The sequence below is a fragment of the Finegoldia magna genome, from assembly GCF_002243175.1.
Classification (GTDB): domain Bacteria; phylum Bacillota; class Clostridia; order Tissierellales; family Peptoniphilaceae; genus Finegoldia; species Finegoldia magna_J.
On sequence record NZ_NDYF01000005.1, the window covers coordinates 1 to 21599 of the forward strand.

The 21599-nt window shown below is 30.4% G+C and carries 11 protein-coding genes and 1 pseudogene; all 12 read left to right on the forward strand.

The window, feature by feature from the left end:
* Positions 1-170, forward strand: a pseudogene (gene tuf / locus B9N53_RS01670) (elongation factor Tu); the annotation flags it as partial.
* 413 nt (positions 171-583) lie between these two features.
* A complete protein-coding gene (locus B9N53_RS01675; RefSeq protein ID WP_094203423.1) occupies positions 584-1966 on the forward strand; it encodes a CAMP factor family pore-forming toxin in 1383 nt (460 codons plus the stop codon).
* A gap of 27 nt (positions 1967-1993) precedes the next feature.
* Positions 1994-3373, forward strand: coding sequence for a CAMP factor family pore-forming toxin (locus B9N53_RS01680; RefSeq protein ID WP_094203424.1), 1380 nt, complete (start codon positions 1994-1996; stop codon positions 3371-3373).
* Between the two features lie 122 nt (positions 3374-3495).
* A complete protein-coding gene (locus tag B9N53_RS01685; protein WP_242432384.1) occupies positions 3496-11322 on the forward strand; it encodes an MG2 domain-containing protein in 7827 nt (2608 codons plus the stop codon).
* Positions 11323-11506: 184 nt separating this feature from the next.
* On the forward strand, positions 11507-11800 hold the full coding sequence (locus tag B9N53_RS01690) for a hypothetical protein (protein ID WP_094203426.1): 294 nt from the start codon (positions 11507-11509) through the stop codon (positions 11798-11800).
* Positions 11801-11829: 29 nt separating this feature from the next.
* Positions 11830-14169 (forward strand): hypothetical protein, encoded by a 2340-nt coding sequence (locus B9N53_RS01695; protein ID WP_094203427.1) that lies wholly within the window; start codon positions 11830-11832, stop codon positions 14167-14169.
* The gene (locus B9N53_RS01700) at positions 14162-14980 is read left to right on the forward strand and encodes an ABC transporter ATP-binding protein (RefSeq protein WP_094203428.1); all 819 of its coding nucleotides are present in this window, start codon (positions 14162-14164) and stop codon (positions 14978-14980) included. The genes B9N53_RS01695 and B9N53_RS01700 overlap by 8 nt, the downstream gene beginning before the upstream one ends.
* 84 nt (positions 14981-15064) lie before the next feature.
* Positions 15065-15982 carry an AEC family transporter gene (locus B9N53_RS01705; protein ID WP_094203429.1) on the forward strand — a complete coding sequence of 306 codons (918 nt, stop codon included), beginning with the start codon at positions 15065-15067 and terminating at the stop codon, positions 15980-15982.
* A 64-nt stretch (positions 15983-16046) separates the two neighbouring features.
* On the forward strand, positions 16047-17333 hold the full coding sequence (locus tag B9N53_RS01710) for a 2-hydroxycarboxylate transporter family protein (RefSeq protein WP_094203430.1): 1287 nt from the start codon (positions 16047-16049) through the stop codon (positions 17331-17333).
* Positions 17334-17462: 129 nt separating this feature from the next.
* Positions 17463-18635 carry an NAD(P)-dependent malic enzyme gene (locus B9N53_RS01715; protein ID WP_094203431.1) on the forward strand — a complete coding sequence of 391 codons (1173 nt, stop codon included), beginning with the start codon at positions 17463-17465 and terminating at the stop codon, positions 18633-18635.
* Between the two features lie 9 nt (positions 18636-18644).
* Positions 18645-19856, forward strand: a complete 1212-nt coding sequence (gene pepT / locus B9N53_RS01720; RefSeq protein WP_094203432.1) for a peptidase T — start codon at positions 18645-18647, stop codon at positions 19854-19856.
* 96 nt (positions 19857-19952) lie between these two features.
* Positions 19953-21413, forward strand: a complete 1461-nt coding sequence (locus B9N53_RS01725; protein ID WP_094203433.1) for an APC family permease — start codon at positions 19953-19955, stop codon at positions 21411-21413.
* Positions 21414-21599: the final 186 nt, after the last annotated feature.

Below are 21599 nucleotides of genomic sequence, written 5' to 3' on the forward strand. Positions count from 1 at the left end.
CAGGAAACATCGCATTAGAAGAAGGCGTAGAAATGGTAATGCCAGGAGATAACGCAAAATTCATAATCGAATTAATCACTCCAATCGCAATCGAAGAAGGATTAAGATTTGCCATCAGAGAAGGCGGAAGAACAGTAGGAGCTGGCGTTGTTTCTAAAATTATTGAATAATTAATATACTAAGACTATTTAGCTCTCACTTAGGTGAGGGCTTTTTTATTTGTACATTTTTAGAATACATTTGGAAAATAAAATAATTAATTGAAAAAATATTTCAAAACTTAAATATTGAACAATGTTCTAGTTCTAAAAAGAATATACATATATTAAAAAATAATATTTTAATTGACAAATTTCAAATAGTATGATAACTTAAAAAATAGATAGAGATATATAATATAAAAGCACAAAACTGAACAAAACACTATTAGTAAATACTAACATAACAATGGGATTTATTGAAATAAAGTGCAAGAGTTTTGAAGAACATTATAATTCAACATAAACCACATATTATGAGATTTTATAACAATATTAAATATCCTATCAATTTTACAAGAAGGAGGTTTATTAATTAATCGAAAATGAAAAGTAAGTACAGGTTCTTTTCTGCAATTTTACTGTTATCGTTTTTATTGACTTCGATTCCGCAAGAATTTTTTAATAAATCATATGCGGATAGTGAAATCAAAATTGAAGAGTATGAATTATCTGATTTATCACAACTTAGGGATATTAATGATAATTATAATCTAATGATGAGTGAAGACGAAATAGCAAAAGAAAGTTCTGTTCTAAAAGGAGCGAGAATTGAAGGGAATAAAGCATATGATATTCCATTAATGAAAAAGGCTCAAGATGATTTGGTATTACTGTCACAAGACAGATGTATAAATTTACCTGCAGGTGTAAGTAGTTACAATTCTCAACAATTTTTTTATATCGGTTCTATTGGAGCTAGGATTCAGTTGTTAAGAAAAGTAAATAGATTTATTAACTTAATGACAACAGAATACATTTATAAAATCCAAGAAGCTCATAACTTGGCAGCTCAAGTTGCTTTTGAATCTGTTATGGTAGCGATTAATCCATTTAATGGCAAAAAAGATGTATTAGCAGCAATAGATAAATTGGATAAAAACTTTGAAAAGATTATAAGTATGAGAGATTTAACTTCAAGCGATCAAGCAACAGTTTATGTCAAAAGGTTGATGTATAAAAATATTTCAGAAGCAAGAAAATCATCTAATAAATACTTTGACAAAGGCGATTATGGAGCCAAAGGAAAAGAAGAATTTATACAAAGTATTTTTAGGACTGAAGTTAATGAAATTAACAAAGAAGTAGGTAAAAAAATAACATTTGGTCAGTTGGTCGAACTAGATGCAAGATTAAAATCTGCAGCGTCATCGGCATATCTTTCCAAGGAAGTATTAGCAAATCCTGGATGGTTAAATGAGACTGTTTTGGGCGAGATTAGAAGACAAAATGGTTTGAAATCAAAATACAGATCTGTTATAGATAAGGAAGATTTTGATATGTGGCAAAATCTAGTAAAAAAAGTTGTAGATAAAAAAGTAGAAAAAAATCCTAGATATGATTCGATAGCAAATGCTATATACGACTTATGGGATTTTAATAGCAAGCTGTTAGATAAATATTCACGATCTTTAAAGAAGGAAGATTTTGAAGTTCATGGCTTGTTTATTCCATCATCTTATGTTGAACCATATCAAATAGCTAGTATACAATGGATAGTTTCACCTACTTTTGACAAAGTTCCAGCGGGCATGAAATCCCAAAGTTCTAACATTATTATTGGGTTTGGTGGACAAAAAGCTCAGTATGGAAATTATAACAATTATGTAGCTGCTAGGTCTTCACTACAAGATGAAGTAGTTACAACAAGTATGGATGGCATTAATTCGGATCTTATTTATCCTGATTTTACAGACCCGGAAATATAATAACCATTAAATATTTTGGAGGATAATATGAAAAAGAAATTTTTATCAATTATGTTGGCTATGTTAATGGTATTTAATGTAGCAGCACCAGTAATTGCAAGTGCCAATGAACAAAATGATCGTAGTTTAATGGAAGAATATCAAGAAATGATTCCGCAGCTTTCACAAAATGAAATGTTGAAAGGAGCAACAATTTTAGAAGAAAATAAAGTTAAAAATGTTCCTCTAATGAAAGCTTATCAAGAAGATATTATGACACTAGCTGAAGACAGAAGTTTTGACATTCCACCTGTAGCTCAAAAATTTAACGAACAAACAATATATGATTTAGACTCAATAGCTCCTAGAATTAAACTTTTAGGCTTAACAGGAATATTTATGCACAGATGTTCTACAGAACTTATTTATAAAGTTCAAGAAGCTCACAGTAGAGCAGCTGGAGAAGTATTTGTAGCATTAGTAACAGCTTTCAACCCTTTTAATTCAGTAGAGGATATTGAAAAAGCTTGCGAAAAAATTTCAAGTGTTATGGATGAATTAAAACAATTCCCTGATTTAACTGCTGATGATTTCGCTACAATCTACTTAAAGAGAGTTTTCAATAAAAGCTTAGCTGACGCTAGAAAACTTCTTAACAATTACTACAGAGATGATTTGTCAGAAGTTGGAGTTAAAGGTAAAAGAGAATTTGTAAGAAATTCACTTTCAAAAGAAATTGCTGATATTACTAAAGCATCAAGAACTCAAATCCAAGTAAAAAACCTAATAGAATTAGATGCTAGACTTAAATCAGCTTGTAGCCAAGCATTATTAGAACGTGATGTGTATGCGAGTCCAAAATGGTTAAGTGGAACAATTGATAAACAATTAAACGAAATTAGAAATATTAAAAATAAAGCTAACAGATATCTTACAGCTGAAGATAGAACTAAATTCGATAAAGAATTAAGAAAAGCACAAGATGTTAGAAGAGCAAGAGACGTTTCTTATTCGAGAGCAGCTGAAGGTGTTTACATCTTAAGAGATTATGTTAATGAATTAAGAGCAAAATACCCTAAAGAATTTGAATCTATTTTAGCACTTCGCGAAGGAGAAACAATTCCTTGGTCAGAATTCAATGTACAATCTGAATTACCTGATCCAGCTAGAATTGCTAAAATTATTTGGTTGAATAATCCATCATTTGACTTCTTACCAGATGGCTTCAAACCAAAAGATTCAGAAGAAATCATTGTTGGTTATGGTCATGATGACAATAAATTAGAATATGGTTCTTACGAAACATACAAAAACAACAGAGAAAAATTAAGAGCTTCTGAAGAAGTTATTAATCCAGATTTTGGAGATGACAATTCAGATTCAAATAAAACATCTAATGATGGATATTTAATTTTTGATTTTAATTAGTTATATGGGGCAAATCTTTTGGTTTGCCCTTATAAGCTAAACTTAATGTAGTAAATCTTCTTACAAATCTAAAAATATTTTTAGGGTGTAAGAAGATTTATTCACAAACAAAGGAGCAAATTATGAAAAAATTAAAAATATTTTCAGTTGTACTATCAATAGCATTAATTCTTCCGATTAATCCTATATCAGCTGAAAAACAAATAGTGAAATCCAACAAAGATATTGTAGAGTTCAAACAAACAGATTCAAGTAATAGAGGAATTAATTTATATGAAAAAAGCATAGAAAATGCTTATTTTAATGATAATTCAAAAAAATTAAAACAAGATCCTTACAAAATCCATACGAATTATTCTTCTATCGACAACAAGACTAGTAAAAGAAAATTTCCAAGCACTTTCTTTTTTAGAAGTTTAAGTGATGTTAATCAATCAAAATTTGATTTGAGAGATATAGGGAAAGTGACAAGCGTAAAAGATCAAGGGCCAAATGGATCTTGTTGGGCTTTTGCAACCTTTGGATCTGCTGAATCGATCCTAATGCCAGATGAAAGAATGGATTTTTCTGAAAAACACATGAGAAATACTCACGGTTTTGACTGGGGTCCAAGCGATGGTGGAACTAGAACAGTTTCTTCTGCATACTTGGCTAGAAGGTCTGGTCCTGTTCTAGAAAAAGACGATCCTTATGATATTTACGGATCAGATTCCCCTGAAAACTTGCCAATAGCAAAGGAATTGACACAAGCAATATTTTTGCCAGATAGAAGAGATTCTACTGATAATAATTTAATTAAATCGATGATAATAAAATACGGTGGAGTCTACTCAGCAGTTATGGGTGGAGACGATTATCTGAACAAAAAAACTATGGCGCATTATTATTCTGGTAGTCAAGTTCCAAATCACGCTGTAACTATTGTAGGATGGGATGATAATTATAGCAAAAAGAATTTCAAAACTACACCTCAGGCAGATGGAGCATGGATTTGCAAAAATTCTTGGGGAACTGGTTGGGGAACTCAAGGCGGATATTATTATGTATCATACTACGACAAAAACATAGGAACACAAAATTCTCAGTATATTTTAAAAGATTTGAATGAAAATGAAAAAATCTGGCAATATGATAAATTGGGAATGACAAGTCAAGTCGGATTAGGCGAAGAATCTTATTATGCAAATGTATTTGGTCCAGTAAAAGAAGACACATATCTTTCTTGCGTAGGATTATGGACCTCTGCAAATGATGCTGAATATGAAGTATTTGTTAACACAAATGTAGATAAAAACGGTGGACTTTCACAAAAAAACAGCATTAAACAAGGTAAGATGCAATTTGCAGGCTACGAAAAAGTTAAAGTTGAAGACACGCTTATTTCAAAAGGTTCAAAATTCGCTGTAATTGTCAGAATGAAAACTCCGGGATATAAGTATCCAATTCCAATTGAAAGACCAATCAAAGGATTTTCCTCAAAAACTACAGCAGAAGCTGGGCAATCTTTTGTAAGTAAAGATGGCGAAAAATGGACAGATTTGACAGATCAAATAAAAAATGCAAATGTCTCATTAAAAGCATTTACAATTGATGGAGAACATATCAATGAAAACGATGAAAATGAAACTAAGATAGAAAGCATCAAATTTAAAGAAAAAGAAAAACTTCTAAAAATAGGTGAAACAGTAACATTAGGAATAGATTTATTACCAAATACTGCAAAGACTGAAGACTTGAAATGGGAAAGTTCTGATAAGACAGTTTGCGATATTGACAAGACTGGAAAAGTTAAAGCTGTTGGATATGGAGAATGTATAATCACTGCAAAATCAAAAAATTCATATAAAGTTTTTGATACTATGAGAATCAAAGTTGATGAATCAAATGCACAATTCAAGGCTAATATATCTTCAGATAAGCAAACATATCTTCAAGGAGAACAAGTAGCTATTAATATAGCACTAAAGGACCAAGATGAAAATCAAATTGTAAATAAAGATATTGAATGTGAAATAGTTACATCTCATAATCAAAACTTCAAGTATAATTTGAAGACAAATCTTACTGGAGAATCCAATTTTAATGTTAGACTAGCAAATAATGCCGCTATCGGCAAATACAAAGTAAATATATACTACAAAAATAAATTAATAGGAATTAATACTTTCAACGTCGAAAGTAAAGATTTTGTTCCAACAGTTGAAAATCCACTTTTTGTTGACAATAAACTAGATAAGGACAAAATCAAACCAAATACTCAAGTAAAATTAGTATCTACAGTTACTAATAAATACAATGAAATTAAAAGATATGCAAAAGTAATGGCTACTATAACATCTCCATCTCAAAAAGAATACACTAAATCTCTTTACACTGACAAACAAGGTCAAGCTATATTTGATTGGGAAAAAGAAATATTCAACGAAGAAGGAGTATATAAAATAAAAATCGACGCTAGTTTAAGCGGGTTCGATAATTTCTCTGAAACACTTGATGTAAATGTAGATAGAAATACCGCAGAGATGAAAAATCTAGATTTACAAATGAAATTATCGCAAAAAGTTTTTATGGTAAAAACAGAACCTGTAAATGTTGATTTTGTAGTCAATAATGAAAACAAACCAATTTCTGATGCAAATATTAGATTGACTATAACTGACCCTAATCAAAAATCATATGATGTAAATTTGAAAACGGATAAAGATGGGAAATCTAACTTCTCCATGAATTTATCAGAAAGAAATGTAATGGGAACTTATAAAATAGAAGCCGTTGCATACAAAGAAGGATACTACGATGTAGAACAAAAAGATTCTTTCTTTGCTAAAAAAGATGGAAAATATTTGAATATTTCATTTGAATCAGCAAAAAAAGTCTACAAACTAAATGAATCTGCATATATTAAAATTCAAATCAAAGACCAAAATAATAATCCAATGAGAAATTCATCTGTTGATATAAGTATATTGGATCCTAATCAACAAGAAACAAAAATTAGGAAAATGAGCGATTATCAAGGTTATGTATTCATCTATATGACACCAAAAGCTTACACTTCAAAAGGAGAATATTCGATAAAAGCTACTGCGGATTATTATAATTATCCATCATCCTCAGCAAATTATAAAATTAAATTCGGAGAAGATGATGATGAGTATAAAGGAATTTCAGTTAATGCTAAGAATAAAAAAGATCAGTATTTTGTAGATGAAAATCCTGAAATTAGTTTCAAAACGGTAGATGAGTTCGGAAATAATGTCAATAATGCGGAAGTTAATATTTCCGTAAAAACTCCAGATGGTAAAGTTATAATAGATAGAACTACATCAGATGACAAATCAATCGGAAAGTGGATATACAAACTAAAACTAACTCCAGGTAAGTACGATATAACTTTGAAAGCACAAAAATCAAATTATAAATCATTATCCGAATCAATCAGTTTCAATGCAATTGAAAGACCAAAACTTAAAAAAATCAATACCACAATAAATTCGGACAAAAAAATCTACGAAGCAAGTAAAAATGCAGTTGTAAAATTAAATGCTAAAGATGAAAATGGAACTGATTTATCTAATTTGGATGTCAAAGTCAAAGAAATATCACCTAATTCAAAGAAAGAATCTATGGTTAAGACAGATGACAAAGGAAATGTAAACTTTGATATAGAAGTACAAACTCCAGGAAAATACGAAATATACTTTGAATTAACCAAAGATAATTACGAAAAAACAATAAAGAGATATGTAATTTATTCACTCTCAAATCAAATTCCTAAGACAAATAATGCTTTCTTTGAAGCTAAAAATGCTCTCGATGTTACAGATTATTTGAAAACTCAAAAACCTTTTGTATTAGATGTTAGATCTAAAGCAAATTTTGATAAATCACATATCGAAAATTCATTTAATATGGATTTGAATGATAAAGACTTCGATGATTTTATGAATAATTTGGACAAAACTACAAACTTATTTGTAGTAAGTAATGTGGAATCAGAAGCAAAAATAAAACAATTAAAGGACAAAGGATTCAAATCTGTAGCCTATATTAAAGAAGGTATGCAAAAATATATTGAAATCTCAGGAATAGAAAATAAAGATTATAATAAAAATCTTAGATTAGATGTAATTCGAGATAAATCAGTATACAATTTCAAAAATGAGATAACATTTAACATTAAAACTACTGATTCAAATCATAATTACATTTCACAAGCAAATGTAAGCTACAAAATATTTGATTTAGCAGGAACTGAAATCCAAAATGGTGAAATCAAAACAAATGACATTGGCCAAGAAAAACTAAAAGTTAAGCTTCCAGAAAACATATATCCAGGAACTTACAAAATTTTAGCTGAAGTTAATAAAGATGGATATTTCAAGGATTACTCATTTACAAAATTTGATATCTCAAATAAAGATGCAAATGATAATTTTATAAATTATGATGATGCTGATAAATCTTCATATTTTGCTCATTTGAAAAATGATAAAGATAACAATGAAATATTGAAAAACATTTATGGTAAAAATATCCTAGGTTATTCGATGAATGATTTGAATGATAAAACAAAAATTCTAAATGATGTAGTTGATTTGAAGAAACCAAGTGTTGTACTATTTTCAAACAAAGAAACTGATTTGAAAAATTTTGCAAACAAATCAAATGACACATACAATTTTGTTAGAATAACATCTGAAAATGATAAATCGTATTTAGAACAACAAAATCTTAGAAGATTGATATCCAAAAGTTTTATTGATAAAGACAATAGTATAAGAAATCAAAAATTGTCATTAGGTCAAGATGATAAAATATTGGTGTTAAACGAAGAAGGAAGAGTTGTAAATCTAATAACTCAAAAAGATTTCAACAATCTTCAAGCTATATTATCAAAACAAAATATTAAAATTGAAGACAAAAATGTGGATCCTAATGTAGAATTGAAGACTAATCAAAAGGCAAACATTAAAATAACTTCTCCTAGCACAACAGTAAAAAGAAAAGATGTCGTTCAAATAAACGTTGAATTAAAAGATCAAGATACTGGGGAGCATTTAGCTAATAGAAATATAAAATACACTTTACAAGATCCATTTGGAAGAACTGTATCTTATAATAGACAAACAGATAAAAATGGTAGACATATATTAAAAATTGGTACGAATGATAAAACTACTTTAGGGAAATATAGCGTAAAAGTGGAATTATTAGATGCTGAATACCAAAATGCATTTAAATTTATGCAGTATGAAGTTGTAAGTCAAAATACCCCAGATTTACTTCAAATGAAGGCTTCGATTAAAACTGATAAAGAAAAATACGAACTTGGAGATACTATTAATTTGGAAATATTCGTGTCAGATTTGAATGACTCAAAACTTGATAAATCACAGGCTGAAGTTATATTAGAAGATTCAAGCCAAAAACAATTATTCAAGAAAAGTGCAGTATCAGATAATTCAGGTAAAATCGACTTTGCATTTAACACAAATGATGATAATGTCTTGGGACAATATACTTTGAAAATTAAAATCTCGAGAGAAGGATTTAAAGATTATACAAAAGAAATTTCAATTCAAGTAGGCAATAAACCATCTAATCCAGAAAATCCAGACGATAAACCACAAAATCCTATTGATGTTGAAATAAAAGAACAAAACTTCCCAATATCATTTGAACAAGCTTTTGCTCTTGGATTCTTCGATTCAACTGATAACTTAACAATGATAAATGTTAAATCAAAATATGGTTTTAATTATAGTAACTTTGTACTTTACAATAAGGATAATAAGCCTGTTAAAATACAAGATATTATAGATAACAAAAGACCTACTATATTCTTAATGGGAGATAGAGTTGATTCACAATCTAATAAAATGTTTGAAAATTCTTCCAATATAAATGATAAAGCATTTAATTTTGTCAATGTCATTACAAATGGAAATCAAAAGGATTTGGAACAAATTAGCAAAGACAAATTATATTCAGATTCATTTATGAGAGGTAATTCATTAAATGGACAATTTAGATCTAATAAAAACCAAGTAGTTGTTTTGGATAAGAATGGATCGTTGTTAAATGTATTCCCTTACAAATCCAATTATGAGCTTTTGAGAAGATTTAACATGTCCAATGGATACTACGCAGACAATAAAAACTTCAAAAAACTTAGCCTTGATATGTTCAAATCAAGCTATCCTATTTCTTTTGAACAAAGAAAAGTTAGAAAAGATTATGAAAAATTGTCGGAAAATGAAGCTAAATTTAGTTCACAATACGCTAAGGATCTTTCTAAGATTAAACTGATAGACAAAGACAACAAACCTAAATCATTAGATGAAATTTCTAGAAAAGATATTAAAATACTTTTGATTGGAGATTACAGAAAAGAAGATACTATTAAAATGTGGGAAAATTCTAAGTATATAAAAGAAGGAAACTATGATTTAATAAATGTATCTTATTTGGGAGCACAAGCTGACATCAATAAAAAGAAAGAAAGATTTGAAAGTTTGGAAAATGTTAAGAAAGAAATCTATGTTACTGGAGCATATAACTCATTGATAAATATTTCAAAGCCAACAATAGTTGCTATTGATAAAAATCAAAACTATATGTTTACAAAAGAATACAATTCAAACGAAGATATCAAATATGTTTTGGACAGAACTGTTAATACTTTTGCAGTCAATGATACAATAACAGATTCAGTTAAACCTATTGAAAATCTCAAAATTTTAGAAGAAATTCCAAAAGAAAAAGATCCGAATAGAGTAGTTCCTATGACTTTTTCTCAAAGAAATGAAAGAGGAGACTACAGAATTTTCGAGCCAAGTGAAAAAGAAGTTAACCAAAAATATTACGGTCGAGATATGAATATGTATTTAATGAAAGATATTAACTCAAATCAAAAATATATAAAAGATTTCTTGAATAAAAAAGTAAATGTAATGTTGGTTGGTTCACCTGAAGATAAAAATTCTAGAATAATGTGGAAGAATTCATCGTATTTGAATTTGGAAAAAATCAACTTAATCAAGATTTCTAATTATAAAGATGAAACTATTTTGAAGAATATGTTCCAATCTTTTGATATGAATGATGTAAAAAATAACTTCTACTGTGGTGGAGAAAAATTTGATTTTGATAAGTCGATATCCAGCCCTTATATTTTGATAGCAGATGAAAACGGAAGAATGTTGTTTGTGAAAAAATACATTTCTAATCAAGATATTGAAGATTTAGTGAACAGATCATTACAAACAAAATACAGTGAAAATTTAGTAAGTGACGATCTATTACCTATACAAAACGAAAAAATATCATTAGATAATAAAAATCACGAACCAAAATTGGTAGAAAATGTAGAAAGTACACAGCCAGACGAAAATGTAGCCTTAACTTATAGTCAAAGAGAAAACAGAGGTGATTACAAGGAACTTAACGATAATGAAAAGAAATTTAACAAATTATATTATGGACGCGATATAAAAAATTATAGGTTTTTGAAAAATGATAAAACTTATGAAAAAATTTCAGAGTTACAAGATGAAAATCTTACAATACTTTTGTTAGGAAATTACAAAGAAAATAGCACATTAAAAATGTGGGAAAATGCAAGTAGCATACAACGAGATGATTTTTCTATCAAGAATATGAACACTATAGGTAACATCAACGTTTTGAATGATACGATTAGTGAGAATAAATTGGATATAGCTGAAATTTACACCAATGCCAATTCAATATTTTATTTAAACAATAGAAAAAATAATACAATCGTAGCAATTGATAAAAATTCCAAAGTGATTTTCATAAAAGATTACAATGATATGAATGACATTAAGTATGTGTTGGATAGAACTTTGAAAACACAATTTGCCAAAGACATTGTCAGCACAGCAGTTCCTAAAATCTTAGATATTGATTTAAGCGACAAATAATTGCGAAAAGTCTTCTGCACTAAATAGTGTGGAAGATTTTTTTATGCATTAAATGAGAAAATAATTTCTTAAAAAATGTATATGAAATACACTAAAAAAATGAACTAAAATTTTTGAAAAATAGATTATAAAACAGAAAATAGGGTATGTAATAAATAAGAATATTAAGAAGGGAGACTTAAAAATGAAAAAATTTTTATTTGTAATTATGATTGCATGTTTGACAGTGGTTTATACAATAAATGCAAACGTTTCATCGGCTGTTAGTTCAGCAAGTCATTGTGGATTAGAAAATGTTGAAAATGATGAATACGGTGAGAATTTTACTTTTGAGAGGGGAAAAGCACCTGTACATTTGAAGTATGAGGATGTGTACAATGACGGTTACAATGGAAAACTTTACAGACAGAGATTAATTACTTTAGATGTAACCAATAATACTGAGTCTTGGTATTATTCAGGAGAAATTAGCAAATAATATTTTGAAATTCAACGAGAGGAGACAATATGTTTGAACTGAAGAAACTCTATAAGTCATTAATTTTTCCTGTTGTAGTCATTATTTTTTGCGTGTATTCTTTTGTAACATTAAACAGTATAAAATATGAATATACTAATCAAGATTATAGTTATTTTATGGAAATTAGAGATCATTTTGAAAGCACAATGATGGAGTCTTTTGCATTCTCAAAATCAACTGATAACAAAGAGGAACAGCAGAAATATTTGGATTTTAGCAAGATGAATTTTAATTCTTTGCAGTACATAAAACCTTTGGAATACGATGTGAGTATGTTGATGGAAGAGACAAAATCTGCAAAGTATTCTTCAAAAACAGAGCATAATTTCTACGATGAATTGACTAGACAATATGATGAGATAAAATCATTCAAACAACAAAACAACTTAAACAAGTTGGCTAATGATGAAATGTTTAGCGAATTGGATTCTTATTTTAATTTGGTTCGTGATGAAATTAACAGATATGGATTCTACACTACATCCAATAATTTTAGTTTCTTTAAATCTTTTGGTTTCCTAATGGAAAATGTCATGAATGATATTTTCTTGTGCGTGGTTTTTCTGATAGCTGTATTCGCTAATGAGATGAATTTCAAAAGTCTAAAATTAGACACTATTTCAGTTAGTTCCAAAAAATTAGTATTTGCAAGGCTTGTAAAGTATGCCGTATTCTTTGCGGTTGTAATCTTATCCATGATTCTGGGCAATATTATTTACTCTGTAGTCAATGGATTTCCAATGGGAAGTGCGAACGATATGATATTGAAAACTGTAACGAACCTAATGACCGATTCGCCTATAACAATGAATGTAAACTCAGTGGTACTTGCTTTAAAATACATAGGGACGGAGTTTTTAATTTACAGCATTGCGATGATTTTGTATGAGATTTTCAGAAGATACATGAAGCAAAGTCTATCAATTATTCTTGTTTTATCAATTTACTGGATAATTTCTTTGATTTCAAGAAAATGTAATCTATCGTTTAGTTTAAATAGTTTTCATAATTTTGGTAATATTTCAATAGTTGTTCCAATTGTATTAGCGCTTTTGATTATATGTTTAATACTAGTTAACAATAACAGATACAAGTTGATTTATTATAATTTTTCTAAAACATACTCCAAAATCGATATCAAAAATATCTTGCAATTGGATTTTGCAAAAATCATGAGAAGCAAATTATATAAGTATTTTGGTGTACTAACTGCAGTGGTAGTTGTGTTATTCTGCTTCAATACGATAAAATACAAAAACATAAAATCAAGGGATGACTTGCAAACTATTGACATGGATATTGAGGCTGCACAGATTAACGTAAAGAACAATCCAAAAATCAAAGGATTAAAGCAAACACTAATTAACTTAGAAAATTTTAAAAAATCTTATGTTAACAGAGCTAATAATCCAGCAGAATATTTCAGTAATATGTTAGTTTACTTGAATTCTGATTGGGGATTAGATGAAGAAGGAATAGATCCCAGTACTTCTCGAACTAATGAGAACAGGGTGAATTATTTTATTGACAACAATTTAAAGCCCGATTCAAGTTATAAACTTGTTAGTAATGAGATAGAACGAAGTTTATTATCTAATAAAAAATTAAGCTTGTATAAAATAAAACAACACTCTCCTACTGAACAAAAAGGACTTATAGGAAATGTTATATCTATGTATGAAAATGGAATTATTCCAGCCTTTACGTTGATTATTAGTTTGATATTTACTCTTGAGTTTAAAAAGGAAAGGTTTAATGGATCTTTGAAGTTGGCTTTTGTGAATGAATGGAAAAAAGATGTCTGGAAATCAAAGCAGGTTAATTCGTTTGTATTATCTGTCGGAATGTATATTGTGATTTTGGCAATTAGCATGATAATTGGATTATTTAACGGAGGACTTGGTGAGAAGTTGTATCCAGTGTTCTGCTACGATTACAGTTATAACGGTGTAGTAGAGGGTGTGTTCAGGGCATCCAGTGGTTTCATATTGCCAATGATTTTGATAAATGTTTTGATAATTTTACTTGTGGTTAGTTTTTCAAATATGGTGACTACTTTCATCAAGAATGAAACTGTGAATATAATTGCTACAACTTTCTTGATTGTTTTGGGAATAATTATTAGCTATTTTGGAACTTTGGGTAAGTTTTTCCTATTGAATCCGTTTAGTTCGTTGGACAGTTTGATGATTTTGAAAGGCGGATACAATTATTTGAATGAGTTCAGTTTTTCTCATCCGATATTTAATGTGATAATGATTGTATTTTATATTATAGTGTTTAATTTGATATCAATGAAAAGAATGAAGGGAGATATTAATGCTTGAGATTAAAGATCTGAACAAATCTTACGGTGAAAATGAAGTGTTAAAAGATTTGAATTTGAAATTAGATAAACCTGGGATTTACGCGTTAGTTGGGCCAAATGGTATTGGCAAGACTACTCTGATGGATATAATTTCTGATTTGACGAAGTACGATTCAGGTGAGATTAAGATTAATGATATTAATAATAAGGATCCTAAGATTTTCAAGCATTTATCCTATGCAAGAAGCTTGGATATGCTGTATGATAACTTGACAGGGTTGGATCATTTTATTTTCGCAAAGAATTCACGCCATGTTTCTGATGAAAAGTTTGAGGAAGTGTTGAATATTTTTAAGGTTCATAATTTTATGAAGAGAAAAGTTAGCACTTATTCTCTGGGACAAAAACAAAAAACTTTGTTGACGTATTTTTTCATGGGAGATTATGATATTTATATTATGGACGAGCCTGTAACGGGGTTGGATCCTACGAGCGTTATTTTGCTTAGAAATTATCTTCTGACGTTAAAAGATGATGGCAAGATAGTTGTGTTGTCATCTCATACTTTGTCAGAGGTGGACAAATTAACAGACGATGTTATGTTCTTGGTGGATAAAAAAATAGCGTTTGAAAATTTGTCTGAGATTTCAAAAGAACAATACAAGGTTGTAACCTCCGATAGTGAAAACAAAAGAATAGTCAATATTGTGGCTAAGAATGAGCTGGATGATTCTTTGAAGAAATTCATTTCTGATGGTTTGATTATCGATTCGATTGAAAAATCAGATTACACTACAGAGGACAGATACATTGAATTGTACACAAAATAATTTGATTTTTTGACAAATAAATAGTATTGTTGTATAGGTAAGTGGTTTCATTTACCTATATTTTTATGAGAAATAGGTGGTTTTTTGGTAGATTATACGCAGTTGTATTTGACTATAATTAATTTGTTCTGTTTGATTTTTATTGGGTTTTTGCTTAGAAAATTCAAAATCGTAGACGATAATACTATGACGGGACTTAACAAGCTGATTTTTAATGTGTTTTTCCCTCTTAAAATTATGATGAGTTTTTACAAGATGGATTTTGGACAAAATCTAAGTGTAAAATATTTTGTTTATTTGAATGTGGTATTTGTATTTCACATTTTTCTTACTTATTTTTTGGCGAAAATTACCAACAAGGACAAATCTTATGTTGTGCTGGAAGCAAATGCTATGAGTAGGGGCAATTTCATAATAATGTCGTTTCCAATATTGAGTGTTTTGTTTGGAGATGAGGGGGTTGTCATGGCAGGAGCAATCACGGGAATTAGTCAGTTTTTCTATAATTTCTACACTGTAAGCATGTACGAAGGATTGGTTGGAGAAAATAATTCCAAGAAAAAGTTGTTCATAAATGTAGTGAAGACTCCGTTGATGATTGGACTTTTCGTAGGAATATTTTTGTATGTAACAAAGGTTAATTTGTTTTTCTTGGAAACTCCTTTGAGGAGTTTGGGGGATATTGCAGGGACATTGGCACTTGTAACTATGGGATATGGTTTGAATTTTAGAATAGATTTTAAAGAAATTAAATCGATTATGAAGGTTTCCATTGTAAAACTATTGGTTCTTCCTTTGACAGGATTATTTATTGGAAAAATTTTCGGATTGTCTGAAATTCAAAAGGTTGTTGCGTTGATTTTATTTGGCGCCCCTACGGCTGTTAATACTTATGTTTTCGCAAAAAGATATCGCCAAGATGACTCATTGGCAGGGTATTATGTTGTGAGTACGACAATTTTGTATTTGTTCACTTTAATACTTTTAATTAAGTTGATTTAGATTGCTTTTTGTTTTTTTAAATGAGATAATATAAGATGTAAAAAACTAAATAAGGAGGAAAGTTATGGATAAGAAGATTGCAGGTTTAAAAATTCCGTATTTTATAATCGCATGTGTAATAATCGTTGTTTCATTCATATTTGATGTTCTACCAAGTGGTATGGTTGGAGCATTTTTGTTTTTGATTGTATTTGGGGAATTGTTAAACTTAATCGGAAATCACACACCAATTATTAAGACATATTTGGGCGGTGGAGCTATTGTATCTATATTTGTTGGTGCGGCTATAACTTATTATAAATGGTTACCAGCTGAATCCATCAAAAGTATAAATACTTTTATGACTAAAGGAGGATTCCTTGATTTCTACATCGCAGCTTTAATCACAGGATCAATTCTTGGTATGAATAGAAAGTTGCTTATCAAAGCGGCTATTAGATATTTACCATGCATTTTGGGTTCTGTAATTGTTGCGTTACTTTTAGTAGGTGGTGTAGGTTTGTTGTTCGGAAAGAGTGTAGGTGAATCTATCGCATACATCGGTATCCCAATTATGGGTGGTGGAATGGGAGCAGGTGCTGTACCTATTTCAAAAGTTTTCGAATCAGCATTGAATATTCCGTCAGAAACTATTTTGAGTAAACTTGTTCCAGCTGTTGCTTTAGGTAATGCAATGGCAATTGTTGCAGGTGGTTTGTTGAACAGACTAGGAAAAGTAAAACCAAGTTTAACTGGTAATGGACAATTAGTTAGAAGTAATGATGATAGTTTGAAAGCTGAAAAGAAAGAAAATATAATCTTAGAAGATGTTAAAGATTATGGCGCAGGTATTGTAATTGCTACAGCATTTTTCACATTTGGTGCAATATTAGCATTTTTGTTCGAAAAAATCGGTATAAAAATCCACTCCTATGCTTGGATGATTATTTCTGTTGTTATCGTTAAAGCAGCAGGAATTGTTCCTGAAAAAATCGAACACATTGCTGAAGGTTGGTACAATTTCGTAGCCAAAAACTTCACTGCAGCACTTATGCTTGGTATTGGTATGGCTTACACTAATTTGGGACAAATTTTCGATGCATTTACACCAAGTTATGTGATTCTTGTCCTAGCAGTTATCATAGGAGCTATCATTGGTGCAGGTATCGTCGGATATTTCGTAGGATTCTATCCAATCGAAACAGCTATCACAGCAGGTTTGTGCATGGCTAACATGGGCGGTACTGGTGATGTTGCTGTTCTTACGGCTGCAGATAGAATGGAATTGATGCCATTTGCACAAATATCTTCTCGTTTGGGAGGAGCGTTAATAATTTTATTGGCATCTGTTTTAGTTCCAATATTTTTCTAAATTAATTGAGGTATTTTAAATAATACCTCTTTTTGTTTGGAATAGTTGGGCTTTAGTGTTAAAATTATATTGTAATAATGTAATTCAACAATTTTGTTGAAAGTTATATGAAAATTTATGAGGTGAAAAATGAATATTGAAGAAATCAAACAAAAAGCTCTTGAACTTCACGAAAAAAATCAAGGGAAATTAGAAGTAGTATCTAAAGTAAAAGTTAATGACGCTATGGATTTGGCGTTGGCTTACACTCCTGGTGTTGCTGAACCTTGCAAGAAAATTCACGAAGACAATGATTTAGCATATAAATATACAAATAAAGGAAACATGGTTGCAGTTGTAACTGATGGTTCTGCAGTTTTAGGTTTGGGAAATATTGGTGGAATAGCTGGTATGCCTGTTATGGAAGGAAAATCAGTTTTGTTTAAAGAATTTGGTAATGTTGATGCGTTCCCAATTTGTTTGAACACACAAGACACTGAAGAAATTATTAGAACTGTGAAAGCAATTTCTCCTTCATTCGGTGGAATTAATCTTGAAGATATTGCAGCTCCAAGATGTTTTGAAATCGAAAAAAGATTAATCGAAGAATTAGATATTCCAGTATTCCACGACGACCAACACGGTACTGCTGTTATCGTATTATCAGCAGTTATCAATGCGTTGAGAATCGTTAAGAAAGATATTTCTGATGTCAAAATCGTAATCAGCGGTGCAGGTGCTGCAGGTATTGCAATTTCTAACTTATTAACATTAGCTGGTGCTAAGAATAATTTAATCTTAAATAGCCGTGGAATTATTGATCCTGATGATGAAAAACTTGACGAAGCTAGAAGAGAAATCGCTAGATCAACTAACCCTAATAAAGTTAAAGGTGATTTGAAAACTGCGATGGAAAATGCAGATATTTTCATCGGAGTTTCTGCTCCTGGAATTTTGACAAAAGAAATGGTATCTTCTATGAACCACGATTCTATTGTTTTAGCAATGGCGAACCCAGTTCCAGAAATCTATCCTGACGAAGCAAAAGAAGCTGGTGCAAGAGTAGTTGGTACAGGTAGAAGTGATTATCCTAACCAAGTTAACAACGTATTGGTATTCCCTGGAGTATTCAGAGGTGCATTGGACGCAAAAGCTGACAGAATTACTGACGATATGAAATTATCAGCAGCTTATGCTATTGCTCACATGGTTGAACAACCAACAGAAGAAAGAATTTTGCCAGAAGCATTTAACAAGGATGTTGCAAGAAATGTTGCAAACGCAGTTAAAAAATCTTGGGAAGAAAAGAAGGTTATAAAATAGGAGAAATTTATGATAGATATAGTTGATAGATTTATTGAATACGCGAAGATTTACACTACAAGTGATGAATCAAGCGAAACTTGTCCATCAACAGCTAGACAAAAAGATTTGGGTAATCTTTTGGTTAAGCAACTAAAAGAAATGGGAATCGACAATGCGCACATGGATGAAAATGGATATGTGTATGCATCATTAGAATCAAACTTGGATAGAGAATCCAAATCTATAGGATTTATTTCTCATATGGATACTGCTCCTGATATGTCAGGGGAAAATGTAAAACCACAAATTTTGGAATACAAGGGTGGAGACATCAAATTATCTGATACTGTAACTACAACTGTTGAAGATTTTCCATTCTTAAAAGATTTGGAAGGACAAACTTTAATCCATACAGATGGTACTACACTTTTGGGTGCTGATGATAAATCTGGTATCGCGATTATAATGGACGCTGTGAATAAATTATGTGAAAACAAAGATATTAAGCATCCAACAATTAAAATTGGATTTACTCCTGATGAAGAAATAGGCAGAGGAGCTGATTTGTTCGATGTAGAAAAATTCGGCGCTGATTTTGCATATACTTTGGATGGTGGTCCAATTGGAGAATTGGAATACGAAAACTTCAACGCTGCTGGTGCGACAATAACTATTCACGGTAAAAATGTTCACCCTGGTAGTGCAAAAAATACTATGATTAATTCACAATTAATCGGTATGGAATTATTCAATGAACTTCCAGTAGCTCAAAGACCAGAACACACTGAACATTACGAAGGATTTTATTTGTTGACATCATTCGAAGGTTCTGTTGAAAATACTGTTATGAAATTCATAATCAGAGATCACGATAAGAAAAAATTCGAAGAAAAGAAATCTTATTTGGAAAAATTAGTTGAATTCTTGAATGTGAAATACAACAACGCTATCGAATTAGACATGAAAGATAGCTATTACAATATGAAAGAAAAAATAGAACCTGTAATGGAAATTGTGGATTTGGCTTACAAATCAATGGAAGATTTGGGAATAAAACCATTAGTTCAACCAATCAGAGGTGGTACTGATGGAGCACAGTTATCATATAAGGGACTTCCATGCCCGAACATTTTCACTGGTGGATATGCCTTCCACGGAAAGCACGAATTATTATCTGTAGACCAAATGAAAAAAGCATCGGATTTGGTTTTGAAAATAATAGAAAATTATTCAAAATAAAATATCAAGTAGCTTCTAGTAATCTGGAAGCTATTTTTTATTGAAAAATATTCCCAACAAAAATAAATTTTGCTATAATCTAAACAGGAGGGAAATATGAAAAACGATGTTTTAATTGACGATCAAAAGAAAAAATCGCTTACAGTGACCAATCTGATTTGGATGGGATTCACAGTTGTATGGGGTTTTGGAAATGTTGTTAATAACTATGCTAACCAAGGTTTGACAGTTATTACAAGTTGGATATTCATAATGGCTTTGTATTTTATTCCTTATTCATTGATGGTTGGAGAACTTGGATCAACTTTCAAAGAAGGACAATCGGGACTTAGCTATTGGATAAAACAAACAATGGGACCATTACTAGCTTATTTGTCCGGCTGGACTTATTGGGTAGTACATATCCCATATTTAGCACAAAAACCACAAAACTTAATGGTTGCAGGTTCATGGGCGATTTTTAGAAATCCTAAAATGGTAAAATCTTTAAATCCAATTGTACTACAAGCATTAGTGCTAATAATATTTTTATTATTTGTGCTTTTAGCTGCAAATGGTATTAAATCTATAAAAGTTTTAGGTTCAATTGCCGGTACTGCAAGTTTTGTGATGGGTATTTTATTTATTTTATTAATGTTGGCAGCTCCTGCATTAAGAGGAGTAGAAGTTGCATCTCCAAACATGATGAGCATCAAAACTTATCTGCCAAACTTTAATTTGCATTATTTAACGACGATATCCATGTTAGTGTTTGCCGTAGGTGGTTGTGAAAAAATCTCACCTTATGTAAATGATACACAAGATGCAGGGAAAAATTTCCCAAAAGCTATGTTAATTATGGCTTTGATGGTAACTGTATCTGCGATTTTGGGTTCAGTTGCAATGGGAATGATGTTTGATACAACAAATGTTGCAAACGACTTAAAAATGAATGGTGCTTACTATGCATTTGAAAAATTGGGACAATATTATGGAATAGGTTCGTCACTTGTTATCATATATGCGTTGACAAACTTCGCCGGACAAGCAGCAGCTTTGGTTATGAGTATTGACGCGCCGCTTAAACTTTTATTGAGTGAAGCAGATGCGAAATACGTTCCAAACTTCTTGAGAAAAATCAACGACAAAAAAGTTCCAGTTGGTGGATATAAATTAACTACAATTTTGGTTAGTATTTTGATTATTATTCCAGCATTGGGAATTGGAAACTCAAATGAATTGTACAACTGGTTGTTGGATTTGAACTCAATAGTAATGCCAATGCGTTATATGTGGGTATTTGCAGCATATTTTGCATTAAAACACTATCTAAATGAAAAACAAGGTGTAGAATACAAATTCACAAAATCAAAATCATTCGGTAAATTTATCGCTGGTTGGTGTTTTGTATTTACAGCATTTGCATGTATATTAGGTATGATTCCAAAAGAAGGGGAACCATTCTCAAGTCAATGGAATTTCAAATTGATGCTTAACATTTTGACGCCAGTCGTATTGTTGGGATTGGGACTAATATTGCCATCAATTGCTAAAAAAGAACAAGCTAAGAATATTTAAAAATTTTTATAATCTAACTAGAAGAAGCTTCATTTAAAATTTTAAATGAGGCTTTTTTATTGTACACTTAAGTGTGTTGAGCGAACGAAGTGAGCGAAATAAAAAACCACCTGCTATGCAGGTGGAAGACATTAGCTTTAGCTTCAAGCAAAATACAACCTCCTATGATAAAATAGTTACGCCTGA

What these genes read in the sequence shown, in the direction of transcription:
- B9N53_RS01680 (WP_094203424.1), top strand. Translation starts at nt 1,994, where the DNA reads ATGAAAAAGAAATTTTTATCAATTATGTTGGCTATGTTAATGGTATTT.
- B9N53_RS01690 (WP_094203426.1), top strand. Translation starts at nt 11,507, where the DNA reads ATGAAAAAATTTTTATTTGTAATTATGATTGCATGTTTGACAGTGGTT.
- B9N53_RS01685 (WP_242432384.1), top strand. Translation starts at nt 3,496, where the DNA reads ATGAAAAAATTAAAAATATTTTCAGTTGTACTATCAATAGCATTAATT.
- B9N53_RS01675 (WP_094203423.1), top strand. Translation starts at nt 584, where the DNA reads ATGAAAAGTAAGTACAGGTTCTTTTCTGCAATTTTACTGTTATCGTTT.
- B9N53_RS01700 (WP_094203428.1), top strand. Translation starts at nt 14,162, where the DNA reads ATGCTTGAGATTAAAGATCTGAACAAATCTTACGGTGAAAATGAAGTG.
- B9N53_RS01710 (WP_094203430.1), top strand. Translation starts at nt 16,047, where the DNA reads ATGGATAAGAAGATTGCAGGTTTAAAAATTCCGTATTTTATAATCGCA.
- B9N53_RS01725 (WP_094203433.1), top strand. Translation starts at nt 19,953, where the DNA reads ATGAAAAACGATGTTTTAATTGACGATCAAAAGAAAAAATCGCTTACA.
- pepT (WP_094203432.1), top strand. Translation starts at nt 18,645, where the DNA reads ATGATAGATATAGTTGATAGATTTATTGAATACGCGAAGATTTACACT.
- B9N53_RS01715 (WP_094203431.1), top strand. Translation starts at nt 17,463, where the DNA reads ATGAATATTGAAGAAATCAAACAAAAAGCTCTTGAACTTCACGAAAAA.
- B9N53_RS01695 (WP_094203427.1), top strand. Translation starts at nt 11,830, where the DNA reads ATGTTTGAACTGAAGAAACTCTATAAGTCATTAATTTTTCCTGTTGTA.